13 protein-coding genes, 1 pseudogene and 1 riboswitch are annotated in these 19,807 nt (G+C 62.9%); of the genes and pseudogenes, 6 read left to right on the forward strand and 8 right to left on the reverse strand.

Annotated features, from left to right (window positions below; genetic code table 11):
* Nucleotides 1–20: 20 nt before the first annotated feature.
* Nucleotides 21–1,493 (reverse strand): PucR family transcriptional regulator, encoded by a 1,473-nt coding sequence (locus tag J5Y21_RS05770; protein ID WP_210573597.1) that lies wholly within the window; start codon nucleotides 1,491–1,493, stop codon nucleotides 21–23.
* Between the two features lie 141 nt (nucleotides 1,494–1,634).
* On the opposite strand from J5Y21_RS05770, the pseudogene J5Y21_RS05775 reads away from it, so the two are divergent.
* The 3 genes and pseudogenes from J5Y21_RS05775 to J5Y21_RS05785 form a co-directional block, all read left to right on the forward strand.
* Nucleotides 1,635–1,781: pseudogene (locus J5Y21_RS05775) on the forward strand (aminotransferase class III-fold pyridoxal phosphate-dependent enzyme); the annotation flags it as partial.
* An 81-nt stretch (nucleotides 1,782–1,862) separates the two neighbouring features.
* Nucleotides 1,863–3,038, forward strand: a complete 1,176-nt coding sequence (locus tag J5Y21_RS05780) for a CoA transferase (protein ID WP_210573598.1) — start codon at nucleotides 1,863–1,865, stop codon at nucleotides 3,036–3,038.
* A gap of 29 nt (nucleotides 3,039–3,067) precedes the next feature.
* Nucleotides 3,068–4,294 (forward strand): acyl-CoA dehydrogenase family protein, encoded by a 1,227-nt coding sequence (locus J5Y21_RS05785; RefSeq protein ID WP_210573600.1) that lies wholly within the window; start codon nucleotides 3,068–3,070, stop codon nucleotides 4,292–4,294.
* Nucleotides 4,295–4,563: 269 nt separating this feature from the next.
* On the opposite strand, the gene metE is transcribed toward J5Y21_RS05785, so the two are convergent.
* Together metE and J5Y21_RS05795 are read right to left on the reverse strand one after the other, a co-directional pair.
* The gene (metE, locus tag J5Y21_RS05790; protein ID WP_210573601.1) at nucleotides 4,564–6,810 is read right to left on the reverse strand and encodes a 5-methyltetrahydropteroyltriglutamate--homocysteine S-methyltransferase; all 2,247 of its coding nucleotides are present in this window, start codon (nucleotides 6,808–6,810) and stop codon (nucleotides 4,564–4,566) included.
* Between the two features lie 19 nt (nucleotides 6,811–6,829).
* Nucleotides 6,830–7,798, reverse strand: coding sequence for a methylenetetrahydrofolate reductase (locus tag J5Y21_RS05795; protein ID WP_246874995.1), 969 nt, complete (start codon nucleotides 7,796–7,798; stop codon nucleotides 6,830–6,832).
* 342 nt (nucleotides 7,799–8,140) lie between these two features.
* Here J5Y21_RS05795 and J5Y21_RS05800 point away from each other — a divergent pair, with 342 nt between their 5' ends.
* On the forward strand, nucleotides 8,141–8,815 hold the full coding sequence (locus tag J5Y21_RS05800; protein ID WP_210573602.1) for a hypothetical protein: 675 nt from the start codon (nucleotides 8,141–8,143) through the stop codon (nucleotides 8,813–8,815).
* Here the strand turns inward: J5Y21_RS05800 and J5Y21_RS05805 are convergent.
* Entirely contained in the window at nucleotides 8,812–9,408 is a 597-nt protein-coding gene (locus tag J5Y21_RS05805; RefSeq protein ID WP_210573603.1) for a TetR/AcrR family transcriptional regulator, read from the reverse strand. The two genes, J5Y21_RS05800 and J5Y21_RS05805, sit on opposite strands and share 4 nt — an antisense overlap.
* Nucleotides 9,409–9,498: 90 nt before the next feature.
* Here J5Y21_RS05805 and J5Y21_RS05810 point away from each other — a divergent pair, with 90 nt between their 5' ends.
* Nucleotides 9,499–10,287, forward strand: a complete 789-nt coding sequence (locus J5Y21_RS05810) for a hypothetical protein (RefSeq protein WP_210573604.1) — start codon at nucleotides 9,499–9,501, stop codon at nucleotides 10,285–10,287.
* Nucleotides 10,284–12,431 (forward strand): YhgE/Pip domain-containing protein, encoded by a 2,148-nt coding sequence (locus J5Y21_RS05815; protein ID WP_210573605.1) that lies wholly within the window; start codon nucleotides 10,284–10,286, stop codon nucleotides 12,429–12,431. Before J5Y21_RS05810 ends, J5Y21_RS05815 begins: the two co-directional genes overlap by 4 nt.
* Nucleotides 12,432–12,460: 29 nt before the next feature.
* On the opposite strand, the gene J5Y21_RS05820 is transcribed toward J5Y21_RS05815, so the two are convergent.
* From J5Y21_RS05820 to J5Y21_RS05835, 4 genes are all read right to left on the reverse strand, one after another.
* Entirely contained in the window at nucleotides 12,461–13,174 is a 714-nt protein-coding gene (locus tag J5Y21_RS05820) for an ABC transporter ATP-binding protein (protein WP_210573607.1), read from the reverse strand.
* Nucleotides 13,167–13,976: an ABC transporter permease gene (locus J5Y21_RS05825; RefSeq protein ID WP_210573608.1), complete on the reverse strand. Its 810-nt coding sequence runs from the start codon at nucleotides 13,974–13,976 to the stop codon at nucleotides 13,167–13,169. The genes J5Y21_RS05820 and J5Y21_RS05825 overlap by 8 nt, the downstream gene beginning before the upstream one ends.
* On the reverse strand, nucleotides 13,957–14,979 hold the full coding sequence (locus J5Y21_RS05830) for an ABC transporter substrate-binding protein (RefSeq protein WP_210573609.1): 1,023 nt from the start codon (nucleotides 14,977–14,979) through the stop codon (nucleotides 13,957–13,959). Before J5Y21_RS05830 ends, J5Y21_RS05825 begins: the two co-directional genes overlap by 20 nt.
* A gap of 36 nt (nucleotides 14,980–15,015) precedes the next feature.
* Nucleotides 15,016–15,111, reverse strand: a riboswitch (TPP riboswitch).
* A gap of 174 nt (nucleotides 15,112–15,285) precedes the next feature.
* Nucleotides 15,286–19,347: a hypothetical protein gene (locus J5Y21_RS05835; protein WP_210573610.1), complete on the reverse strand. Its 4,062-nt coding sequence runs from the start codon at nucleotides 19,345–19,347 to the stop codon at nucleotides 15,286–15,288.
* Nucleotides 19,348–19,807: the final 460 nt, after the last annotated feature.

Genomic DNA, 19,807 nt, shown 5'->3' on the forward strand with positions numbered 1-19,807 from the left:
CTGGACCTAGATCCGGCCCCTCACCCCGCCCCGTCCTCAAACGCAGTCATGGCCAGGTAGGCCTCGCTGAAGTGGGCGGGGTTATTTAGATCGATCTCGCACAGTTTCTCGATCTTGGCCATCCGGGTACGCACAGTATGGCGGTGCACACCCAAAGCCTCGGCGGCCTCGCCCAGCCGTGCACCATGACGAAGAAACACGGCGAGGGTGGTCTCATAATCTGTCCCGTGAGCGGCATCAAAGCTGATCAGCCGGCCGAAGATCTCTTCGCGTCTGGCCGCGAGCGCGTGGGCGACGGTGGGATCGCGCAGCCACGGCAGCCCCGAGTCGTTGGCGCGAGCCACATCGCCGGGCCGCAGAGTGCGCGTTCGGGAGACGAGCTGATTCACGTGGTCCAGCGTCAGCCGGCCAAGAAGCATCGGACTACCTGCGGCGATGCGCACGCGGTCGCGGTACTCACCGAGGGCGCCGAGCACATCGCGCACGGTCACATCAGGGCGCACCACCATCAGGAAGGTCGTTTCATCGACATCGAGGACATGTAGGAGCCGATCGCTTTTCGACGCCTCCCTGTCCAGCCCCTCCACCACCGCCTGCATTCCGCGGGGCGATTGCGCCGCGATGACGATCGGCCGGGTGAAGCCTTCCCGGTCGACGGGAGTGTCCACGGCACCGGAATAGATCTCCTCCTTTTCCGTGATGCCGAGGTGGATGCGCAGCGCGAAGGAATTGAGCTGGTTATGAATCCGCCGCAGGTGAGCGGGCCTGGAGAGGAGGGTGGCCGCGAGGCCGGCGTAGTGGCGGATGAGGGAGCGGTCTTCGTCGGTAAGCGTGCGCGTGGAGGTGACGTCGACGGTGTACGGCCGCCCGGCGGTGGCAGACGAGCTGATGCGGTAGGAGCTCGAATAGGTCTTCTTCATGGCGTTGAAGGCCCGCGAGACTTGCTCGGCGATCAGGAGGCCGTTGGGGTCTTTAATGGTCACGCGGGCCTCGAGCGTGGTGGCGGCGTCGCGCGTGAGGGCTTTGATATCGCCCGCGGTGGCCGTCTGCGTGAGTTTTTCCTGGGCCTGGAGTAGCTGCTGGTGCAGGTAGGCGCGCTTTTCTTGTTCCGCGGTGGTGCGGCGGTGCTGCTCTTCGTGGACCGCACTCAAGATCGTGGCGAACGGCACGGGCCGCGACACCTCGAACAAGCCCACGTTGTTCTCTCGCGCGGCGTCCACGACGGCATCGGGGATTCGTCCGAAGACGGTACTGATGCCAAAGCCGACCGCCACAGCCCCCTGCTGTGCGAGATGCTCGATGTGTCCGCGCAGGCCATCAGGGTTGTCGCGGAATGCCGCGCCGACGGTGAGCACGAATGATTTCGGCTGAATGAAAGAGCCCGGGGTTTCCAGCTCGTTAATCTGCACGACGGTGAAAGACGGTTTCGGCGGCGCGACGATCTCGGTCAGGCCGAGGTGCTGGTTATCGGCGAGAAATGCGAAGGAAAACATTGCGCAGTCTCCGTGCTGTATAACAGTGCGTCCCTATTTCGCCACACTGTACATGACGCGGATCACCTTCTTCGATGCATACTGTTTTGTCAACAAATACTTTTCTTGCCTGAAGGAGTGATCATGCAGGACCTCACCTTCGTCGACGGAAACGGGGGCGCGCTTATCGACGTCGACGGTAACTCCCTCATCGACTTCGCCTCCGGCATCGCCGTGACCTCGGTCGGTGTCTCCAATCCCCGGGTGTCGGCGGCGGTGGCGGATGCTGCGCAGAAATTCAGTCATACCCACGAGTTCATGGGAGAGCTGAAGCAGGACCTGGAGTCGTCGATAAGCGCACAGCGAAATTAAGAAGGAGACCTTAAGAAAATGGCACTACAGCAACCACAAGCCGGCCCTTTGAAAGGCATTGTCGTCGCGGATTTTTCGCGCGTGCTCGCCGGGCCGTACGCGACGATGCTGCTCGCGGATCTCGGCGCGACCGTGATCAAGGTCGAGGGGCCGAACGGCGACGACACCCGCGGATGGGTGCCGCCGAAGCGCGGCGATGTGGGCACGTACTACCTGTCGATCAACCGCAACAAGAATTCCATCAAGCTCAACTTGAAGGACCCGGACGACCTGGAGACGGCGTACGCGATCATCGACCGGGCGGACGTGCTGATCGACAATTTCCGCGTCGGCAGCCTGGATAAATTCGGACTCGACCCAGAGACCGTGACCAAGCGGTGGCCGGAGCTCATCCACGCGAAAATCACAGGCTTCGGCTCGCGTGCCGGGGCGCAGCTGCCGGGCTACGACATGCTCATTCAAGCATCCAGCGGGTTCATGTCCATGACGGGTTCGCCCGACGGCCCGCCGCAAAAAGCAGGTTGTGCATTTATCGACGTCCTCACCGGCCTCCACACCACCGTCGGCATCCTCGCCTCGCTGCTGCGCCGCGAGCGTTTCGGCGGCGGTGGGGAGACCATCCGCACCAACCTGCTGTCCGCGGCGCTGTCATCCATGGTCAACATGACGTCCGCGGCCGTCGCCTCCGACGCCGAGATGACCCGCACGGGCAACGACCACCCGTCGATCTTCCCGTACGGCCCGTTTTCCGCCAAGGACCGCGAGCTCGTCATCTGCGTCGGCAACAACAAACAGTTCGCAACGCTTGTCGACGGCCTCGGCTCCCCCGACCTCGCCAACGATCCCCGCTTTGCCACCAACGAGCAACGCAATGTCAACCGCGAAGAACTGCGCCCAATCCTCACCGAACTGCTCGCGGCGAAAACCGCCGACGAATGGATCGACCTGTTCCGCGCTAAGGGCCTTCCCATCGCGCCGATCCTGTCCGTGCGTGAAGCCATCGACTTCGCCGACGACCTCGAACTCGAGCCCGTCGTCGAAATCACCACCAAGGACGGCACCGACCGCGTCCCCTTCGTCTCTAACCCTCTCGACATGAGTTCCGGTGGTATCACCTACACCAAGGCCGCCCCTGGCCTCGACGAAGACCGCGACGACGTCCTCGAATGGATCGCCCAAACCCCCGCCAAATAACCTCTTCAACCCCCGAAAGGAACCTCCTCATGACCTCCGCATCTCCCCTCGCCACCGACCTCATCAACTTCGACAGTCTGCTCTCCCGCGACGAAATCGAATGGCGTGACGATATCCGCTCCTTCGTCGAAAGCGAGATCAAACCCCACGTCGGCCAGTGGTACGAAGACGCCCACGTGCCCTTCGAACTCATCCCCCGCTTCGCCGAAAAAGGCATGATCGGCGCACACCTCACCGGCTACGGCTGCCCGGGCCGCTCCGCCGTAGACTACGGCTTGGCCATGCTCGAGGTCGAAGCAGCCGACTCCGGTCTGCGCACCATCTTCTCCGTCCTCGGTTCGCTGGCCATGACCTCGATCCACCTCAACGGCACCGAGGAGCAGAAAGAGAAGTACCTGCCCAAGATGGCCGCCGGCGAGCTTCTCGGTGCCTTCGGCCTGACCGAGCCCACCGCCGGTTCCGACCCCGCCTCCATGACTACCCGCGCCACCTACAAGCCCGGCGAAGGCTGGGTCCTCAACGGCGAGAAGCGCTGGATCGGCCTGTCCCACTACGCCGACCTGACCATCATCTGGGCCAAGGTCTCCACCGCCGACCTAGAGGCCGCTGGCCTCGATGGGATTCCCGAGGGCCGCGACGAGACCATCGCCGGCTTCATCGTTGAAAAGGACACCCCGGGCTTCGACCCCCAGCAGATCGACAAGAAACTGTCCATGCGCGTGTCCACCCAGGCGCACATCTACATGAAGGACGCTCTAGTCGGTGAAGACAAGATCCTCTCCGGCCGCTTCGGCCTGAAAGCCCCGTTCATGTGTCTTAACGAGGCCCGTTACGGCATCGGCTGGGGCGTCCTCGGCGCCGCCCGCGACTCCATCGAATGCGCCCTCGCCTACGCCAAGGAGCGCACCCAGTTCGGCAAACCGCTCGCGGGCTTCCAGCTCACCCAGAAAAAGCTCGTCGACATGGCTGTCAGCCTCAACCAGGGCTACCTGCTCGCCCTTCACGTCGGCCGCCAGAAAGACGCCGGCACCCTGGATATCTCCCAGATCTCCGTGGCCAAGCTCCAGAACACCCGCACCGCCATCGAGATCGCCCGCGAAGCCCGCACCATTCTCGGCGGCAATGGCGTGACCCACGACTACTCCCCCATCCGCCACGCCGCCAACCTCGAGTCCGTGCGCACCTACGAAGGCACAGACGAGATGCACACCCTCATCCTCGGCCAGAAGATGACGGGCATCGGCGCGTTTGCGTAGGGATCGGGCCCGGGGTGGTGGCCTCGGGCCCTTCTCGCTGGCCCACCTACATGACCGCTGGATAAAGATGAAATCATTGTCACAGCAAGCAAAACTGACCTGGGGTTTTGCGTCCGGCGCCCGACCAAAGTGAATCTAGATCCAGAGCGAACCGGGCCGCGTGGCAACACACAGAACTAGCCCCGGCAGCCGACGTGGCTGACCGGGGCTAGTTGTTCTTTACCTGGCGCGAGGTGGCTGTAAGCCTCGGAGGCTTAGGGGCTGAGACCTTAGAGACCTTCGACGACCTCGTCGCGGGCAGCGACCATGTTGGCCAGGGCCGGCTCGACCTCGGAGTAGCCGCGCGTCTTCAGACCACAGTCCGGGTTGACCCAGAGGCGGTCGGCGGGGACGTTGTCCAGGGCGGCCTTGATGAGCTCGACCATCTCTTCCTTGGACGGGATGCGCGGGGAGTGGATGTCGTAGACACCCGGGCCGATCTCGGCGTGGAAGGTCTCGTCGATATCCTCGAGCAGCTCCATCTTGGAACGGGCGGCCTCGATGGAGGTGACGTCGGCGTCCAGGCCGGCGACGGCATCGATGATCTGGCCGAACTCGGAGTAGCAGAGGTGGGTGTGGATCTGGGTTGAAGGCAGAGCCTTCAACGAAACCAACCTGAAGGCGCGGACGGCCCAGTCGAGGTAGGACGGGCGGGCGTCGGCACGCAGCGGGAGCAGCTCGCGCAGGGCAGGCTCGTCGATCTGGATGACCTTGATGCCGGCCTTTTCCAGGTCGGCGACCTCGTCGGCGAGGGCGACGCCGATCTGGTCGGCGGAGACGGACAGGGGCACGTCGTCACGCTTGAAGGACCAGGCCAGGATGGTGACCGGGCCGGTGAGCATGCCCTTGACTGGGTGCTCGGACAGGGACTGCGCGAAGGCGGACCACTCGGTGGTCATGGCCTCCGGGCGGGAGACGTCGCCGACGACAATCGGCGGACGGGTGCAGCGGGAACCGTAGGACTGGACCCAGCCGTTCTCGGTGACGACGAAGCCGTCGAGAAGCTCTGCGAAGTACTGGACCATGTCGTTGCGCTCCGGCTCGCCGTGGACGAGCACGTCGAGGCCGAGGCGTTCCTGCAGTTCGATGACCTGCTTGATCTCGGTCTTGAGTGCCTCGTTGTACTGCTCGTCGGTGAGCTCGCCTGCGCGGTGGTCGGCGCGGGCCTTGCGGATTTCGGTGGTCTGCGGGAAGGAGCCGATCGTCGTGGTCGGCAGCTGTGGCAGGCCGAGGGCCTTCTGTGCTTCCTGGCGCTCCGCGAATTCCGGCTGGCGCTGGACGGCGCCTTCCGGAAGCTTGGCCACACGATCGGTGACGGCCGCGTTGTGGATGCGGGTGGACTCGGCGCGAGTGCGCACGGCGCGGTCGGAGCGGCCGAATGCCTCCGGGGCCTCGGACTCACCGGCGACGAGAGCGGTGATCTCCTCGATCTTCTCGTCGGCAAAGGACAGCCACGGCGCGACGTCGACCGGGAGGTTCTTCTCAGCGTTCAGGGTGTGCGGAACGTGCTGCAGGGAGGTGGAGGTGGAGACGCTGGCGGTGCCGAGCTTGTTCAACACCTCGACCTTGTCGCGCAGGTTGGCGGCCCAGACGTTGCGACCGTCGATGAGGCCGGCGACCAGCGTGGTGTCCTTGCCGTCGAAAGCGGAAGCGACGCGTGCCGGGTAGTCGGCGTCGGCGTCGAGGGTCCACGGGGACAGGTCGACGTGGACGGCCTCCGGCGCAACGGCAGCCAGGGCGTTCAGGCCCTCGCGGGCGGAACCGTACGGGGTGGTCACGTACACGTTCGGGCGGTTCTCGGCGCCGAGGAGCGCAGACCAAGCCTGCTCGGTGTACTTCGCCAGCTCAGCATCCGGGGTGGACAGGTCAGCGACCAAGGCAGGCTCGGCGACCTGGACCCACTCGACACCGGCGTCCTTGAGGGCGGCGAAGACGGCAGCGTAGGCGTCGACAAGCTTGTCCAGCAGGGACCACTCGACCGGCTTGGACAGGGCGAGCAGGGTGACCGGGCCGACGAGTGCCGGGCGCACCTTGTGGCCGGCTTCGCGGGCTTCCTCGACGAGACGGACGATGCGCTCCGGCGCCGGGGTGATGTCCTGGCCAGCGGAAACCTCGGGCACGAGGTAGTGGTAGTTGGTGTCGAACCACTTGGTCATCTCGAGCGGCACGCGGGTGTCGTTGCCGCGGGCGAGGGCGAATTCCTCGTCGAGGTCGGTGCCGCCGGCGATCAGGCCGACGGTCAGGCCGGTCTCGAGCACCTGGTCGTAGTAGGCGACGTCTGCCGGAATCGCATAATCCTCGTCCAGGCCGAGGTCGCGCAGGTGGTTGTAGGTGTCAATGCGCAGCGCACGGGTGGTGGTGCGGAAGGTCTCGGCGTCGATACGCCCAGCCCAGTAGGACTCCAGCGCGCGCTTGAGCTCGCGGTTCGCGCCGATGCGCGGGTAGCCCTCGATCGTGGCCTTAGGGAAAGTGCTCACTGTTACTCCTTGGGGTTTGTTATTTGGGTTCTATTCCGAGCCGCGACAGCAGGTCTTGCGTCACCGCCAGGTTGTTGTGGGTGTAGATGTGCAGGCCGCCGACGCCGGCGTCGAGAAGCGTGCCCGCGAGTTCCGCGGTGAGCTGCATGCCCACCTCGTACTCTTCGTCGGGGTCGCGCGCCGCCGAGAGCTTATCGACGACACGCTGCGGCACCTCGATCCCCGACAGCACGCCCATGCGCAGTGCCCGCTTCAGGCTTGTCATAGGCATGATGCCGGGGATCAGGGGGATGCGCACGCCCGCCATCCGCGACTGCTCGGCAAAGCGCAGGTAGTCGTCTGCCTCGAAGAACAGCTGCGTGATGGCGAAGTCCGCGCCGAGCCGCTGCTTCGAAAGCAGGACGTCCAAGTCCAGGTCGGGCGTGGGCGATTCGGCGTGGCCCGACGGGTAGCACGCCACGGACAGCGCGAGCTTGCCCGCGGCGAGGCGGTATGCGTTCTCGTCCTCGATCTCCCGGATGAGGGTGAGCAGCTCGGTGGCGTACTGGAGGTAGCCCTCCGGCAGGCTGGTCTCCCCCTCCGGGAGGTCGCCGCGCAGGGCGAGGAAGCCGCGGACGCCGGAGTCGATCAGGGTGCGGATCCAGTCGGCGAGCTCGTCGACGGGGCCAGCGGTGCACGACAGGTGCGCGATGGTGCGCAAGTTGGTGGACTCGTTGAGCCGGGAGATGAAGTCGGCGGTGCCTTCGAGCCAGCCGGAGCGGCGGGAGCTGGTCACTGCGACGTAGTCCGGGTTGTAATCGGCGAGCCCGGCGATGAGCTCGTTGAGCTTCGCTTCGTCCGCGTCGTGGCGGGGCGGGATGAGCTCGAAGCTCAGGGCGGTCCTCTGCTGCCGCTTCACAGCGGGGCGGGCACCGGTGTCGGGTGCTTCGTCGAGGTGGTCCAAGGGCGCAGACGCCGACAGCCTCGACGAAAAGTGTCCTTCAGTCAACGAAGGAGTCCTTTCGTCTCGTCGGTTTCATGGATTGGCTGGGCTCAGCACTTGGAAACTGGTTGGAATGTAACCCGGGCTCGTTTGAAGGTTCAATCACTTGCGCTATTTCATACATTGTTTCTGCAGCTCACAGCGCTACGTCTCGTGAATATAAAAGCCGAAAATTCGCCGCGAATGAACCGAGCTGTCCACTTTTTGCGCGCGGCGGCGGACCAAGCGGTGGGGTGTGATCACGTACCGCCGAAAGCCCGCGCCAGCCGACGCTCACTTCACTACTGTGGGTGGCACCACAGCCCTGCACGACACCGACCCGAACAAAGAAGAAAGGCCTGAACGCACATGAATCTCCGCAATATCCGCCTCGCCTCCAAGGTGGCTGGCACCCTGTTCAACCGTTACCGCGAGCTGAATAACGAGCAGAAGCGCGACGTGTACGAGGCCGTCCGCATCATGGCCCGTGGCGGCGAGGGTGAAGGCACGAACGCCGAGGAAGAGGACACCTCCAACTACAGCGATGCCCGCCTGCAGGCCGGCGACATCACCCGCGCGGCACACGCGCGCCTGGACCGCCGCCGCGCTCTGTTCGAGGCTGACCAGCTGGATAAGAAAGAGAAGAAGGAGCTGGAGAAGACTCTGAAGAAGCAGAAGAAGTCCGCCAAGAAAAAGAAGAAGGGCGGCATCGCTCTCGGCGCTCTGATTCTGGCTCTGCTCGCGGCGGTCGCTGGCGGCGTCTACTACTTCCTCTTCGGCACGGACTCCCCCGCCGCGGCCAAAAAGACTAAGAAAAACACCGCGCCCACGACGACGAAGCCGAACGTCCAGCGCACCCAGCCGCCCACAAAGGGTTCTACCCGCGTGACCACGGTGACCACGAGCAAAACGGCCGCCGACCACGGCCCGCTGAGCGAGGAGCCGGCCGAGCGCGACGAGGAGCTGCTCACCTCCATCGACGAGCAGCTGTCCACGCTGGACACGCTTGACGACGATCAGCGCGGCGGCCCCGACCCGCGCTAAACAGCAGCGTCAGAAAGGCCGGCCAGTTCGTGCTCGCTTTCGCACCGCCAGGCGGTAAGTAGGCGACCGAGGAGGCGGCGCTGGACCCCGGGGGCGTGCTGGACGAGCTTGCCGTCGAGGGGGCGGGTGACCACGAAGACCTCAGCGGCGAAGTCGAGGGGGTCGAGTCCCTGCGGGACGAGACCGGCGGGGGCGGCTTTGTCCAGAACGGATTGGAAAGCCTCGATGGTCTCTTCGCGCTTGGCGGCCAATTCAGGGTCGTTATGCCAGTGCTCGGCGGTAATGGCGTTGACTAAAGGCCCGACTCCGTAGTCGAGGAGGCCCCAGACGAAGTGGTCCCAGTGGGTTTTAGGGTCGGCGTCGATAAGCGTGCGTGTTTTCTCGATCCTCTCCCCCAAGATGCTCAGCAACCGCAAGCCGCAGGCGACGTCGAGATCGGAGCGGGTGGGGAAATTGCGGTACAAGGTGGCGATGCCGACATCGGCGCGCGCCGCTACACTTTCCAACGTAACTAAAGATTCTGGAGTCGTGCGCAAGAGGTCGCAAGCAGCGTCGATAATCCGCTCGCGCCTGATTTTCGCGTCTGATCTCATGGTCTCCGCCTTGACTAATTGCCCGTCAAAGGGGACCATACGCTAGGAATAAACGATAGTCTAACCTCCACTTAACCGAGGGGTACCCCAGTGGAACCAATTATCAGTGCCCGTGACCTCGTTGTTCGCCGCGGGGACGCGCCATTGAGCTTCGACGTATATGAAGGGCTCACGCTCCTGATCGCGGAGCGTGAGTCCGGTGCGTCGACCCGCAATATGGCGCTGGCCGGTCGTTTCCGCCCCATGGGCGGCGAGGTGCTTTTGGGCGGCGAGACCACCTCCCCGCGCCAGCGTTTCAAGCGCGTCGCGCTGGCTGGCGTGGATCTGATCGACAGCCTCGAGCGCCAGGTGGATGTCCGCGAGTTCATCCGCGAGCAGGTCGCGTGGAGCCAGATGTTCTTCATCCCGGTCCGCCGCGACATTCTCAACCACCCGAAGGTGGAGCCGTGGTTAGAACCGCTCGGCCTGACTCACCTGGAGCCGTCGCTGGACGTGGGCAAGCTCAATGTGGAGGACCGTTTCCGCCTTCGCGTCATGCTGGCGCTCATCGCCCGGCCGGACGCCGACCTGGTCATCGTCGACGACCTGGACCAGATCCGCAGCGTGAAGCTTCGCAACGAGGTCATCGAGGACCTGGCCACGCTCTCGCAGCAGGTTCCGGTACTGGCCACCACCGTCAACGACTACGAGGAAGGCCACGTCGACCACATCATCGACCTGCGCTACGGTGCCGGGCCCGCCCCGGATGCCGAGCTCGACGAAGACTCCGTTCTCGCCGCCGCGGCCGAGGACCCGTGGAGCAAGGACGAAGACAGCCAGGACAGAAGCACAGGCCCAGATAACCCCGACACCGAAGAGATTGAGGAGGTCTCCCGATGATTTCCGGACTTCACATCGGCTCGCACTTCCGCAAGCTCTTGAACGGCAAGCTGCCACCCCTGGCGCTCATCGCCGTCATGTTGCTGCCGCTGCTGTTCGGCGGCTTGTTCGTGTGGAGTTACTGGGACCCGCTGGGCAACCTGAATAAGATTCCGGTGGCGCTGGTCAATTCCGACGAAGGTGCCGAGGGGCCCGACGGGGAGGAGATTCACGCCGGCGACCAGGTGGCGGAGAAACTGCTCGAAATTGAGCCGATGAACTTCGTCGAGGTCAGTGCCGAGGATGCCCGCCAAGGCATTGCCGAGGGCAAGTATTACCTCGGCGTGGAGATTCCGAAGGATTTCTCCGAGTCGTCCGTCAGCGTGAATTCGGACCACCCTCACCCGGCAAAGATCAATGTCACGCTGAATAACACGAACGGTTTCATCCCCACGATGCTGGGCAACCAGGTCACGCGTGTGATGACGTCGGTGATCGGTGAGACGGTGGGCGAGCAGATTTCACGCCAGCTCTTCATGGGCTTCAACACCATCGGCGACGGCATGGACAAGGCCGCGGACGGCGCGGATCAGCTCCACGACGGCGCGGGCAAAGCCAAGGACGGCGGCGAGCAGATCGGCGACGGCGCGGGCAAGCTCAACGACGGTCTCCAGCAGGCCAAGGACAAAACGCCAGAGCTCGTCGACGGCATCGAACAGCTTGACGACGGCGCGACCGATCTCGACGACGGCGCCAACCGCCTCAACGACGGTCTCGGCGAGGCCTCTGACGGTGCTGACGAGCTCGCCGACGGCATGGGCCGCCTGCGCGACGGCGTGAACACCCTCGGCGCCGGCGCCGCCGCCGTGTCCGCGGGCGTGGACAAGGTGACCGGCATCGGCGACACGCTGGAGGAGATCCAGGCGGCGAACGACCGCCTCAACTCCTCGATCGACCAGGCCATTTCGGACCTGGAGAATGTCGGCGGCCCCGCCGCCCGCGGTCTGGTTGACCGCCTGCGCCAAATCCAGGACGATGCGGGAATTTCCGTCGTCGACCCAGAGACCCAGGAGATGATCGACACTGCACTGGACCCGGCCACGATCGACCAGCTCAAGGAATTGCGCGACGGCGCGGCCCAGCTCGCGGACGAGCTGAACAACCCGGCTGCCCAGTTCGTCACCGGCATCAACGACGCAGCGGACGGCGCGCAGCGTCTCTCCGACGCCTTGCACCTGCTGCACGACGGTTCGGGCCAGCTCGTTGCCGGCACCGCGCGCCTCACCGACGGCACGTCCAAGCTCGTCGTCGGCGCACGCACACTCGCCGACGGCACCACCCAGCTCGCCGACGGATCCGAGCAGCTCGTCGTGGGCATGGACGAGCTTAACGACGGCCTGGTCCAGCTCGACGACGGTTCCGGCGAGCTGGCGCTGAAAATCACCGAGGGCTCCGAACAAGTCCCCAGCTTCGAGGGCAGCAAGCTCGACGAGGCCGCAGACGTGGCCGGTGCCCCTGTGCGCATGCAGAACACCGGCGACGACCTGACCACTTTCGGCCAGGGTCTCTCCCCGTTCTTCTTGTCGCTATCCCTGTGGTTCGGCGGCCTGATCCTTTTCATGATCTTCAACCCGATCTCACGCCGCGCCATCGACTCGGGCACCAACCCGGCGCGCGTGGTGATGGGCTCCTGGATCCCCGCCGTCTTGGTCGGCTTAGTGCAGGCATTCAACCTGTGGGCGGTGCAGCACTTCGTCCTGGATGTGAATCCGCAGCACCCGTTCCAGATGCTGCTGGCGTTGGGCTTCATCGCCGCTGTGTTCAACACCGCGATCCTGGCGATCTACTCGCTTTTCGGCCCATCAGTGGGCCGCTTGATCACGATGGTGCTGATGTCGTTGCAGCTCGTGGCCTCCAACGGCCTGTACCCGCCGGAGGTGCAGCCGGACTTCATCCAGTGGGTCCACTCCTGGGACCCGATGCGCTTCTCCGTCGACCTGATGCGCCACACGCTGTTCGGCACCCTGCCGGGCGACAATCGCGTGGGAATCGCCGTTGCAGTCCTCGGTGCCCTGGGCGTGGCATCCTTCCTGCTAGCCATGCTCGGCTTCTGGAAGGAGCGCGTGCTCATGGAAAAGGACATCCACCCCGAGCTCGACGTCTAGCGGGCGGGTGCAGCAGGCGCACCCCCGGACTACCGGGCCTGCAGGTGCTCGAGGATACGGCGCTCCAATCCGCCGAACTCAGGCGAGCTGAGCACCTCGGTACCGCGGGGGCGCGGCAGGTCCACGTCGATGATCTCGCGGACGCTGGTCGGGCGGGGGTTGAGCACCACGATCCGGTCGGAGAGCATGATCGCCTCGCGCACGTCGTGGGTGATCAGCATGGCGGTCCAGTCGTGCTCGGCCCACATGCCCTGCAGCCACGTCTGCAATTCGGAGCGGGTGAGGGAATCGAGGGCGCCGAACGGCTCGTCGAGAAGCAATGTGCTCTTTTCCTGCACAACGGTGCGCAAAAGCGCGGCGCGTTGACGCATGCCGCCCGAAAGCTGGAACGGCAGGGACTTTTCGAATCCCTCGAGGCCGAATTGCGGGAACCATTCACGCGCGCGGGCGCGCGCTTCCTTTTTGGGCACGCCCTGGACCTCGAGGCCGAGCGCGGCGTTCGCTTCAATGGTGCGCCACGGAAAGAGCAGGTCTTTTTGGGGCATGTAGGCGGTGGTGCCGTCGAAACGCAGCTCGCCCGAGTCCGGCTTGTCCAGCCCTGCGATGATGTTGAACAGCGTCGACTTGCCCGCGCCGGACGGGCCGATGAGCGAAACGAACTCGCCGGGCGCGACGTCGAAGCTCACACTGTCGAGCACCTGGCGGTCGCCGAATGCGCGGCTGATCTGGTTAAGCTCAAGCACGCTCGGCCTTCCTTTCCTTGATGTGCCACGGAATCACCGCACGCTCGATGAGGTAGGTGGACAGGTACAAAGCCACGCTGATGATGGCCGTGACCACCACCGCGGCGAGCACGAGGTCGGTGCGGAAGGCGTTCTTCTGCACGCTCATGTAGATGCCCAGGCCCTTCTTCGCGCCGACGTATTCAGCGAAGATCGCGCCGGTGACCGCATACGTGATGCCGATACGCAGCGCGGTGAAGAATTCAGGCATGGCCGACGGCAGGCGCACCATCCAGAACTCGCGCCATTTCGACGCCCCCATGCTGCGCAGCAGGTTCGATGCCTCGCGGTCGGTGCGGGCGAAGCCTTCGATCAGGCCGATGGAGATGGGGAAGAAGGTCACAAGTGCGACCACCAGCGTCTTCGGCAGCAGGCCGAAGCCGAACCAGATGATCATCAGCGGGGCGATGGCCACCACCGGGATCGTCTGCGACGCCACCAGCAGCGGGGTCAACCCACGCTTGAGCGTCGGGGAGAAATCGATCGCGATGGCGATGATCCACGCGCACACCAGCGACAACGCGAAGCCGATGAGCGTGACCTGCAAGGTCGCCAGTGCGTGTGTGCCCAGGATTTCGCGTTGCGCCCATCCAGAGCGCGCGACCTGCGACGGCGCCGGCAGCACCTGCGGACGCACGCCCGTGGCACGCACGGCCGCCTCCCACACAGCGAGGCCGGCGAGCACGAAGAGCAGCGGCACCCAGAGGTTGCTGCTCAGCCCGCGGGCGCCGCCGGCGGCGGGACTACTCGGAGATGTACTCATTAGTGAAGTAGGTGCTCCAGTCCGGGGCTTCGCTCAGGGGGTTGTTGGCATCGTCGACAAGCAGCTCGTTGTCGAAGAGGAACTGGCCCAGGTCCGCCCAGTGCTTCTCGGTCTGGTGACCGAACTTGCCGTTCTCGTCGAGCATGTACTGCTCGGAGAGCATGCGCTGGCTCTTCTTCAAAAACTCGAGGTCGGTGAGGATCTCCGGGTTCTCCTTCTGCAGGATCTCCGCCGCCTCGTCCGGGTTATCCACGGCGTCCTGGTAGCCGCGCTGGATGGCCTGGACGAACTTCTTGGTGTCCTCCGGGTTCTCCTCCATCCACTTATTGCTGCCCACGACGAGCATCTGGTAGCAGTCCGGGAAGCCGTAGTCGGTGTAGGCGAAGTTCTTCAGCTCGACACCGCGGTCGGCGGCCTCGATGCCCTCCCACGCGACGTACGGGACGGTGAAGTCGACGTCGTGGTTGTACAGCGCCTCGTATGCGGAGGTACCCAGGGTGACTTCCTCGAATTCGCCCTTGCCGCCGGCACCGCGGATGACACCCTTCAAAATCGCGTGATCCGACGGGGAGCCGAAGCCGCCGAACGTCTTTCCGTCCAGGTCGGCCGGGCTCTTGATGTCGTCGCGCTCAGCCAGGACGCTGACTTCGGTGGTCCACGTCTGCTCGACCGCCAGAACGGAACGCACATCTGCGCCGGCCGCCTTGGCCATCGTCATGCGGTCCTGCGTGTCGACGGCGAACTCGGCATTGCCGGAGTCCGTCAGCAGGATCGGGTTGCTGTCGTTGTACGGCACGACCTCCACGTCCAGGCCCGCTTCCTTGAAGTAGCCCTTATTCATGGCCACGTACAGGCCCGTGTGGTTCGTATTCGGGGTCCAGTCGAGTGCGAAACGGACCTTAGTCATGCCGTCCGAATCATCAGCGCCGCCACCGCACGCCGCAAGCATCATCGTCGATGCCAACGCGGTCAGAAAAACGGCGATTTTCTTGCTAATGCCCATTTACCTCGGCCTTTCTCCGGGCGGAGGCATAGGTGCATGCATTCTTCGCGACCATCCCTCCGCCAGTACTAACTGGATCAGGTTCAACGGGTGTCATCTCAGCCTTCGTCGAAGGCACCCCGTGTCACGCCTTTAAGGGTATACCAGGGTGGTTTCCAGGTTCTTAAGGGCTTCCGCTTATCGACGAAAAAACAACCCTGGTTCTCCATCCCCCTCAAAGCGCAAAATTCCTTGACGACAAACAGCAAAGCGGGCGAACCCCATCAAAGGAGTTCGCCCGCTTCAGGCTCTCAATCGGAGATTCGACTACTGCTCGCGGGAGCTGGCGGCTTCCTTGGAGCTGGAGCCACCGTTGGAGTTAGAGCTAGAGCCGTTGGAGGAAGCCTCGTTCAGGTCGACAACCTCACATGCGTGCAGGACGCCTGCACCGATACCGGCGATGACAGCGATAGCTGCGACTGCTGCTGCGCCGGCACCGATCAGCGGTGCGATCTGAGATGCAGCGGCATCGATACCTGCTGCGTTCGCTGCACGGTCTTCGTTGAAGATACCGAGACCCTTCTGCAGATCGGTGTTAGCTCGCTGGATCGCAGCGTTCAGCTGTGCGCTGACGTGCTCGAAGCCCGGGACCTGGACCTGGGACAGGATGCCTGCCGGGATAGCGAGGAGCAGCGGCAGGGACAGCAGGGAGATCGCGCCGATGCAAGCCGGGTTGGAGGAGCCGCCACCGCGGACCTTGCTGCTGCCGGTGTTGACGGTGATGTTCACGTTGTTGGTGAACGTCTTGCCGTCCGGGCTGGTCCAGCTGATGGTCAGGTTACCGCTCAGCGGCTTGCCGTCCTTGCGGGTCAGCGTCCAGGTGCCGTCACCGTTGTCCTTGACATCGAACTCACCGGTGACATCCTTGTCGCCGTCCTTGATGGTGATCTCGCCGCCCTTGCCCGGAGCCGTGATCTCGACGATGCCGTTCTCCGGGTCCTTGTCGGTCACGGTGATGGTGCCAGCGTTTCCGCCCTTGTCGCCGTTGCCCTCGATGACGATGGTGCCCGTGCTGGACGTGTTCTTACCGTCTTCGCTGGTCCAGGTGATGTCCAGCTTGCCGTTCAGCGGCTTACCGTCCTTGCGGATGATGGTGTAGGTGCCATCACCGTTGTCCTTGACGGTGTACTCACCGGTGACGTCCTTGCCGTTGCCATCCTTGATGGTGATCTCGCCGCCCTTGCCCGGGGTCTCGATCGTCAGGGTGCCCTTGTTCGGGTCCTTGTCAGTCACGGTGATGGTGCCGGACTGGTCGCCATCGTTGTTGCTCGGGGTCTTGCCCTCAATCACGATCTCGTAGCGCTTGACCGGATTGCCGTTGGGATCGCGCTCTTCGATGATGAGCTTGCCGGACTGACCCGGCTTGTCCTCGTTCGGGCGGACAACGACCTTGTCGTCCTGCTTGTCGATGACGACCAGGTCCTTGTCGCCTTCGACGACCTTCACATCGTTGCCGGGCTTGACGTCGACGGTGAGCTCACCGGACTGGACGCGACCGTTCGAGCTGTCGCCGCTGGTGTTGACGATGGTCACATTGCGCTGCGGGACCTTACCCTCCGTGATGTCGACCTTGTAATTGGTCGTGCTGCCATCTGGGTTCTTGACCTCGATGACGGCCTTGCCGGTCTCACCGTTCTTCGGCTTGATGATCAGCTGGCCGCCTTCACGGGTGACCTCGACCTTCTTCTCGCCTTCGATAACGGTGTGCTTGGAGTTCTGGTCGACAGTGATAGTCGCGCTGCTCGAGCTCGTGTTTTCGAGCTTCACGTTGATATCGGTGGTCTTCGGCTGGGTCGGCTTGACCGTGACGATCAAGCGGTGCGTGGTGCGTCCTTCTTCGTCACGAACCTCGATGACGAACTCGCCGTTAGCTCCGGCCTTGGGCTTGAAGAGCGTTTTATCGCCGTCCTTCGTGACGTTGACGAGCTTTTCACCCTTGGTGACCGTGAGGTTCTCACCGGTGATCGTGATGGACCCGTTGTCCGTGATCTCCCTGCGCTCCTCAGGAATGTCGGCAGGGGTGATCGTGATCTCCCACTTCGTCAGAAGCTGATTATCCGACGTGCGCTCCTCTACAACGACCGTGCCTTTGGAACCCTGCTTGGGCTTGACCAACAGTTTGCCGTTGTTCTCGTCAGTGGTGACGAGATTGCCGCCCTGAACAATCTTCAGGGTGTTGCTCGAGGCGCCGGGGGTGATGGAGAAATCGGTGAGATCATCGATCGACTTACGCACGACATTGGTGGTGACCTTCTGCTTAGTCGTGGTGACCACAAAGGTGTAACGGCCGATGACCTGGTTGTTCTCGTCGAGGATCTCAATGACGGCCTGGCCGTTCTTGCCCGGCACACCCTCGACAACGAGAGTGTTGCCGTTCTTGGTGACCTTGACGTTGTCGTCACCGGAAACAACTCGGTGGGTCCAATCGCCGGAGATGGTGATCTCCGACTTACCGCCGTCCTGCAGCGTGATCGTGCGCTCATCGACGTTCACCTTGGTGTCGACGTTGATCGTGTACTGATCCTTGTTGCCCCACTCATCAGTGACCACGAGGACAGTCTGGCCCTTCGTGTTCGGCTTCGGAGTGATGATCAGCTCGCCGTTCTTCTCCTCGACGTTGACCAGGTCTTTGCCCTTGGTGAACTCGAAGCTTCCCTTGTTCTCGATGCGGATCTTGCCGCCAGCGACGATGTTCTCAACGTGGGTCTCGGTCTTCGTGTTGACCGTGATGTTCACGTTCACCGTGTCAACGGTGTTGCCGTTTCCGTCGAGGATTTCGACGACAACGGTCTTACCGTTCGAACCCGGCTTCGGGGTGACGATGAGCTTGCCGTTCTCTTCCTTAACAGAGGCCCATTCACCACCGCGAACGACCTTGTGGCTGCCGTCGGACGGCAGCGTGATCGTCACCGAACGGTTATTGGAGCCGCCACCGTTGACGACCACATTGTGGTTGGAGTCATTCTTGTTGATGTCGGTGTAGTCGACGTCCACCGTGTACTCGTGGGTGGTGCCCTTAGCGTCAGTGACCACGATGGTCACCGTGCCCTTGGCGCCCGGCTTCGGCTTGATGACGAGCTTGCCGTTTTCCTTGACGACCTCTGCGAGGTCGCCGCCCTCCTTCACCTCAAACTTCCAGCTACCGGAGACGTTCGAGCTGACGTCGATCGTGCTCTCGTACTCGTTGTAGTTGTAAATGTAGGTGTAGTGGTGGTGGTACTCTTTCACGACCTCGGTCACACGGTTGACCTCAGTCACACGGCTAACCTCGGTGCGAGTAGTCGTCGCCGTGGAGGTAGTCTCCTTCGCCGAAGTCGGCTCCGAAGACTTCGACGTAGTGGTCTCCTTGGAGGTGGTCTCATTGGAGGTGGACGGCTCAGAGGACTTTTCCGTCGTAGTCTCCGTCGTCGTGCTTTCCGACGTCGTCTGCTCGGTGGACTGCTCCGGCGTCGGCTTCGGTGCCGGTGCCGGCTGCTCCTGAGTCGTGCTCTGCTGCGGCGTCGGCGTCTCGGACGGCTTCGGCTCGAGGTTCAGGCCCGGCTGCTCGACGGTCAAGAGACGCTGCGTCGTGAAATTGTCCATCTTGTTCGGATTAAGGGTGTAATCCTTGGGCAGGAGGACCGTCACGTATTCGGCATCGCTAACGTCCTGCGCCACCTTGGAGAAAGCAGCATCATTCTTCACCAAACGGTAGTCGGCAAGACCGTTGCGACGGTCTTTAGGGGCTACGCGAACGTAGTTGATATCAAAACCGGTGATTTCGCGGAAATCGGCAGTACCGACATACTTGCCTTCCTTGATATCCGCGCGAACCTGATTCAGCGCTGACAAGTTATTCGTCAGCAATGCCTGAAGAACGTAGTTGAGCTTCTGGATTTTCCCGCTGTTTCGCTCAGTGGCTGGAAGGTTATATTCCTTGACCATCATCTTCGCGACGTGGATCGCTGCGGTTTCGATGTCCTCGTTGATCGAGATGCTATCGCCGTAGTTGCCGGACTGACCGGTCAGCTTACGCAGCTCATAGTCAGCCGGGTTATTCGACGGCGAAGGAATCGCGAAGTCGATGCACCAACCCGGCCCCTTGCCAGAGCCAAGAAGGTTGACTCCTCTGTTCTCTTCGTTGTTACGAGCAAGCAGCGCCTCTTCAGTCTGCTGCTTGACGTCGTCCGGCAGCGGTTCATAAGCCGCGCGGACCTCTGGGGATTTAGACTGCAGCAGCTGCAGTGTCTGCGCACCAGCATCAGGCGCAACCACCGTGGTTGCGCCGAGACCCATGGTCATGGCGATGGTCGCGGCCATGACTTTCTTCTTCAGGCTAATGTGAGCCAATTTCTCTTTATCTCCTCGTTGATGGCCGTCGTGTGACGGCGTCCTTCGCATTGCTCGCTAATTGCCCGAAGGGGACTTTCGGGGCAGTCCACTGCCCAGCAATGGGGAACGAGTTCGAACCCGTCGGAGAACAGTAGGCGATAGATAGGTAGATTTTCCTATAGTGCTTTTTGCATAAGCTAGACCGATTTATGAGGCGTTCCTTAGTATCCGTTGACCGGTTTCTGGACGAAACTTGAAATTTCACTGGTTGCCGCGACACGCAATCCTTAACGTTTTCTCGGGAACGGTTTTGTGGTCAGCTCAACAAACGGGCATATTCGGACATGATTTTTACCCCCATTAGGGGGTATTCATAGGCTTGGTGACATGTCCGCAACGTAATTCCATGTCGCCAAAAAAGAACCGGGCCCGTCACCAAGAACGGACCCGGAAAGCATGCAAAAGGCATGATAAGAGC

The sequence above is a fragment of the Corynebacterium sp. Marseille-P3884 genome, assembly GCF_017942225.1.
Classification (GTDB): Bacteria; Actinomycetota; Actinomycetes; order Mycobacteriales; family Mycobacteriaceae; genus Corynebacterium.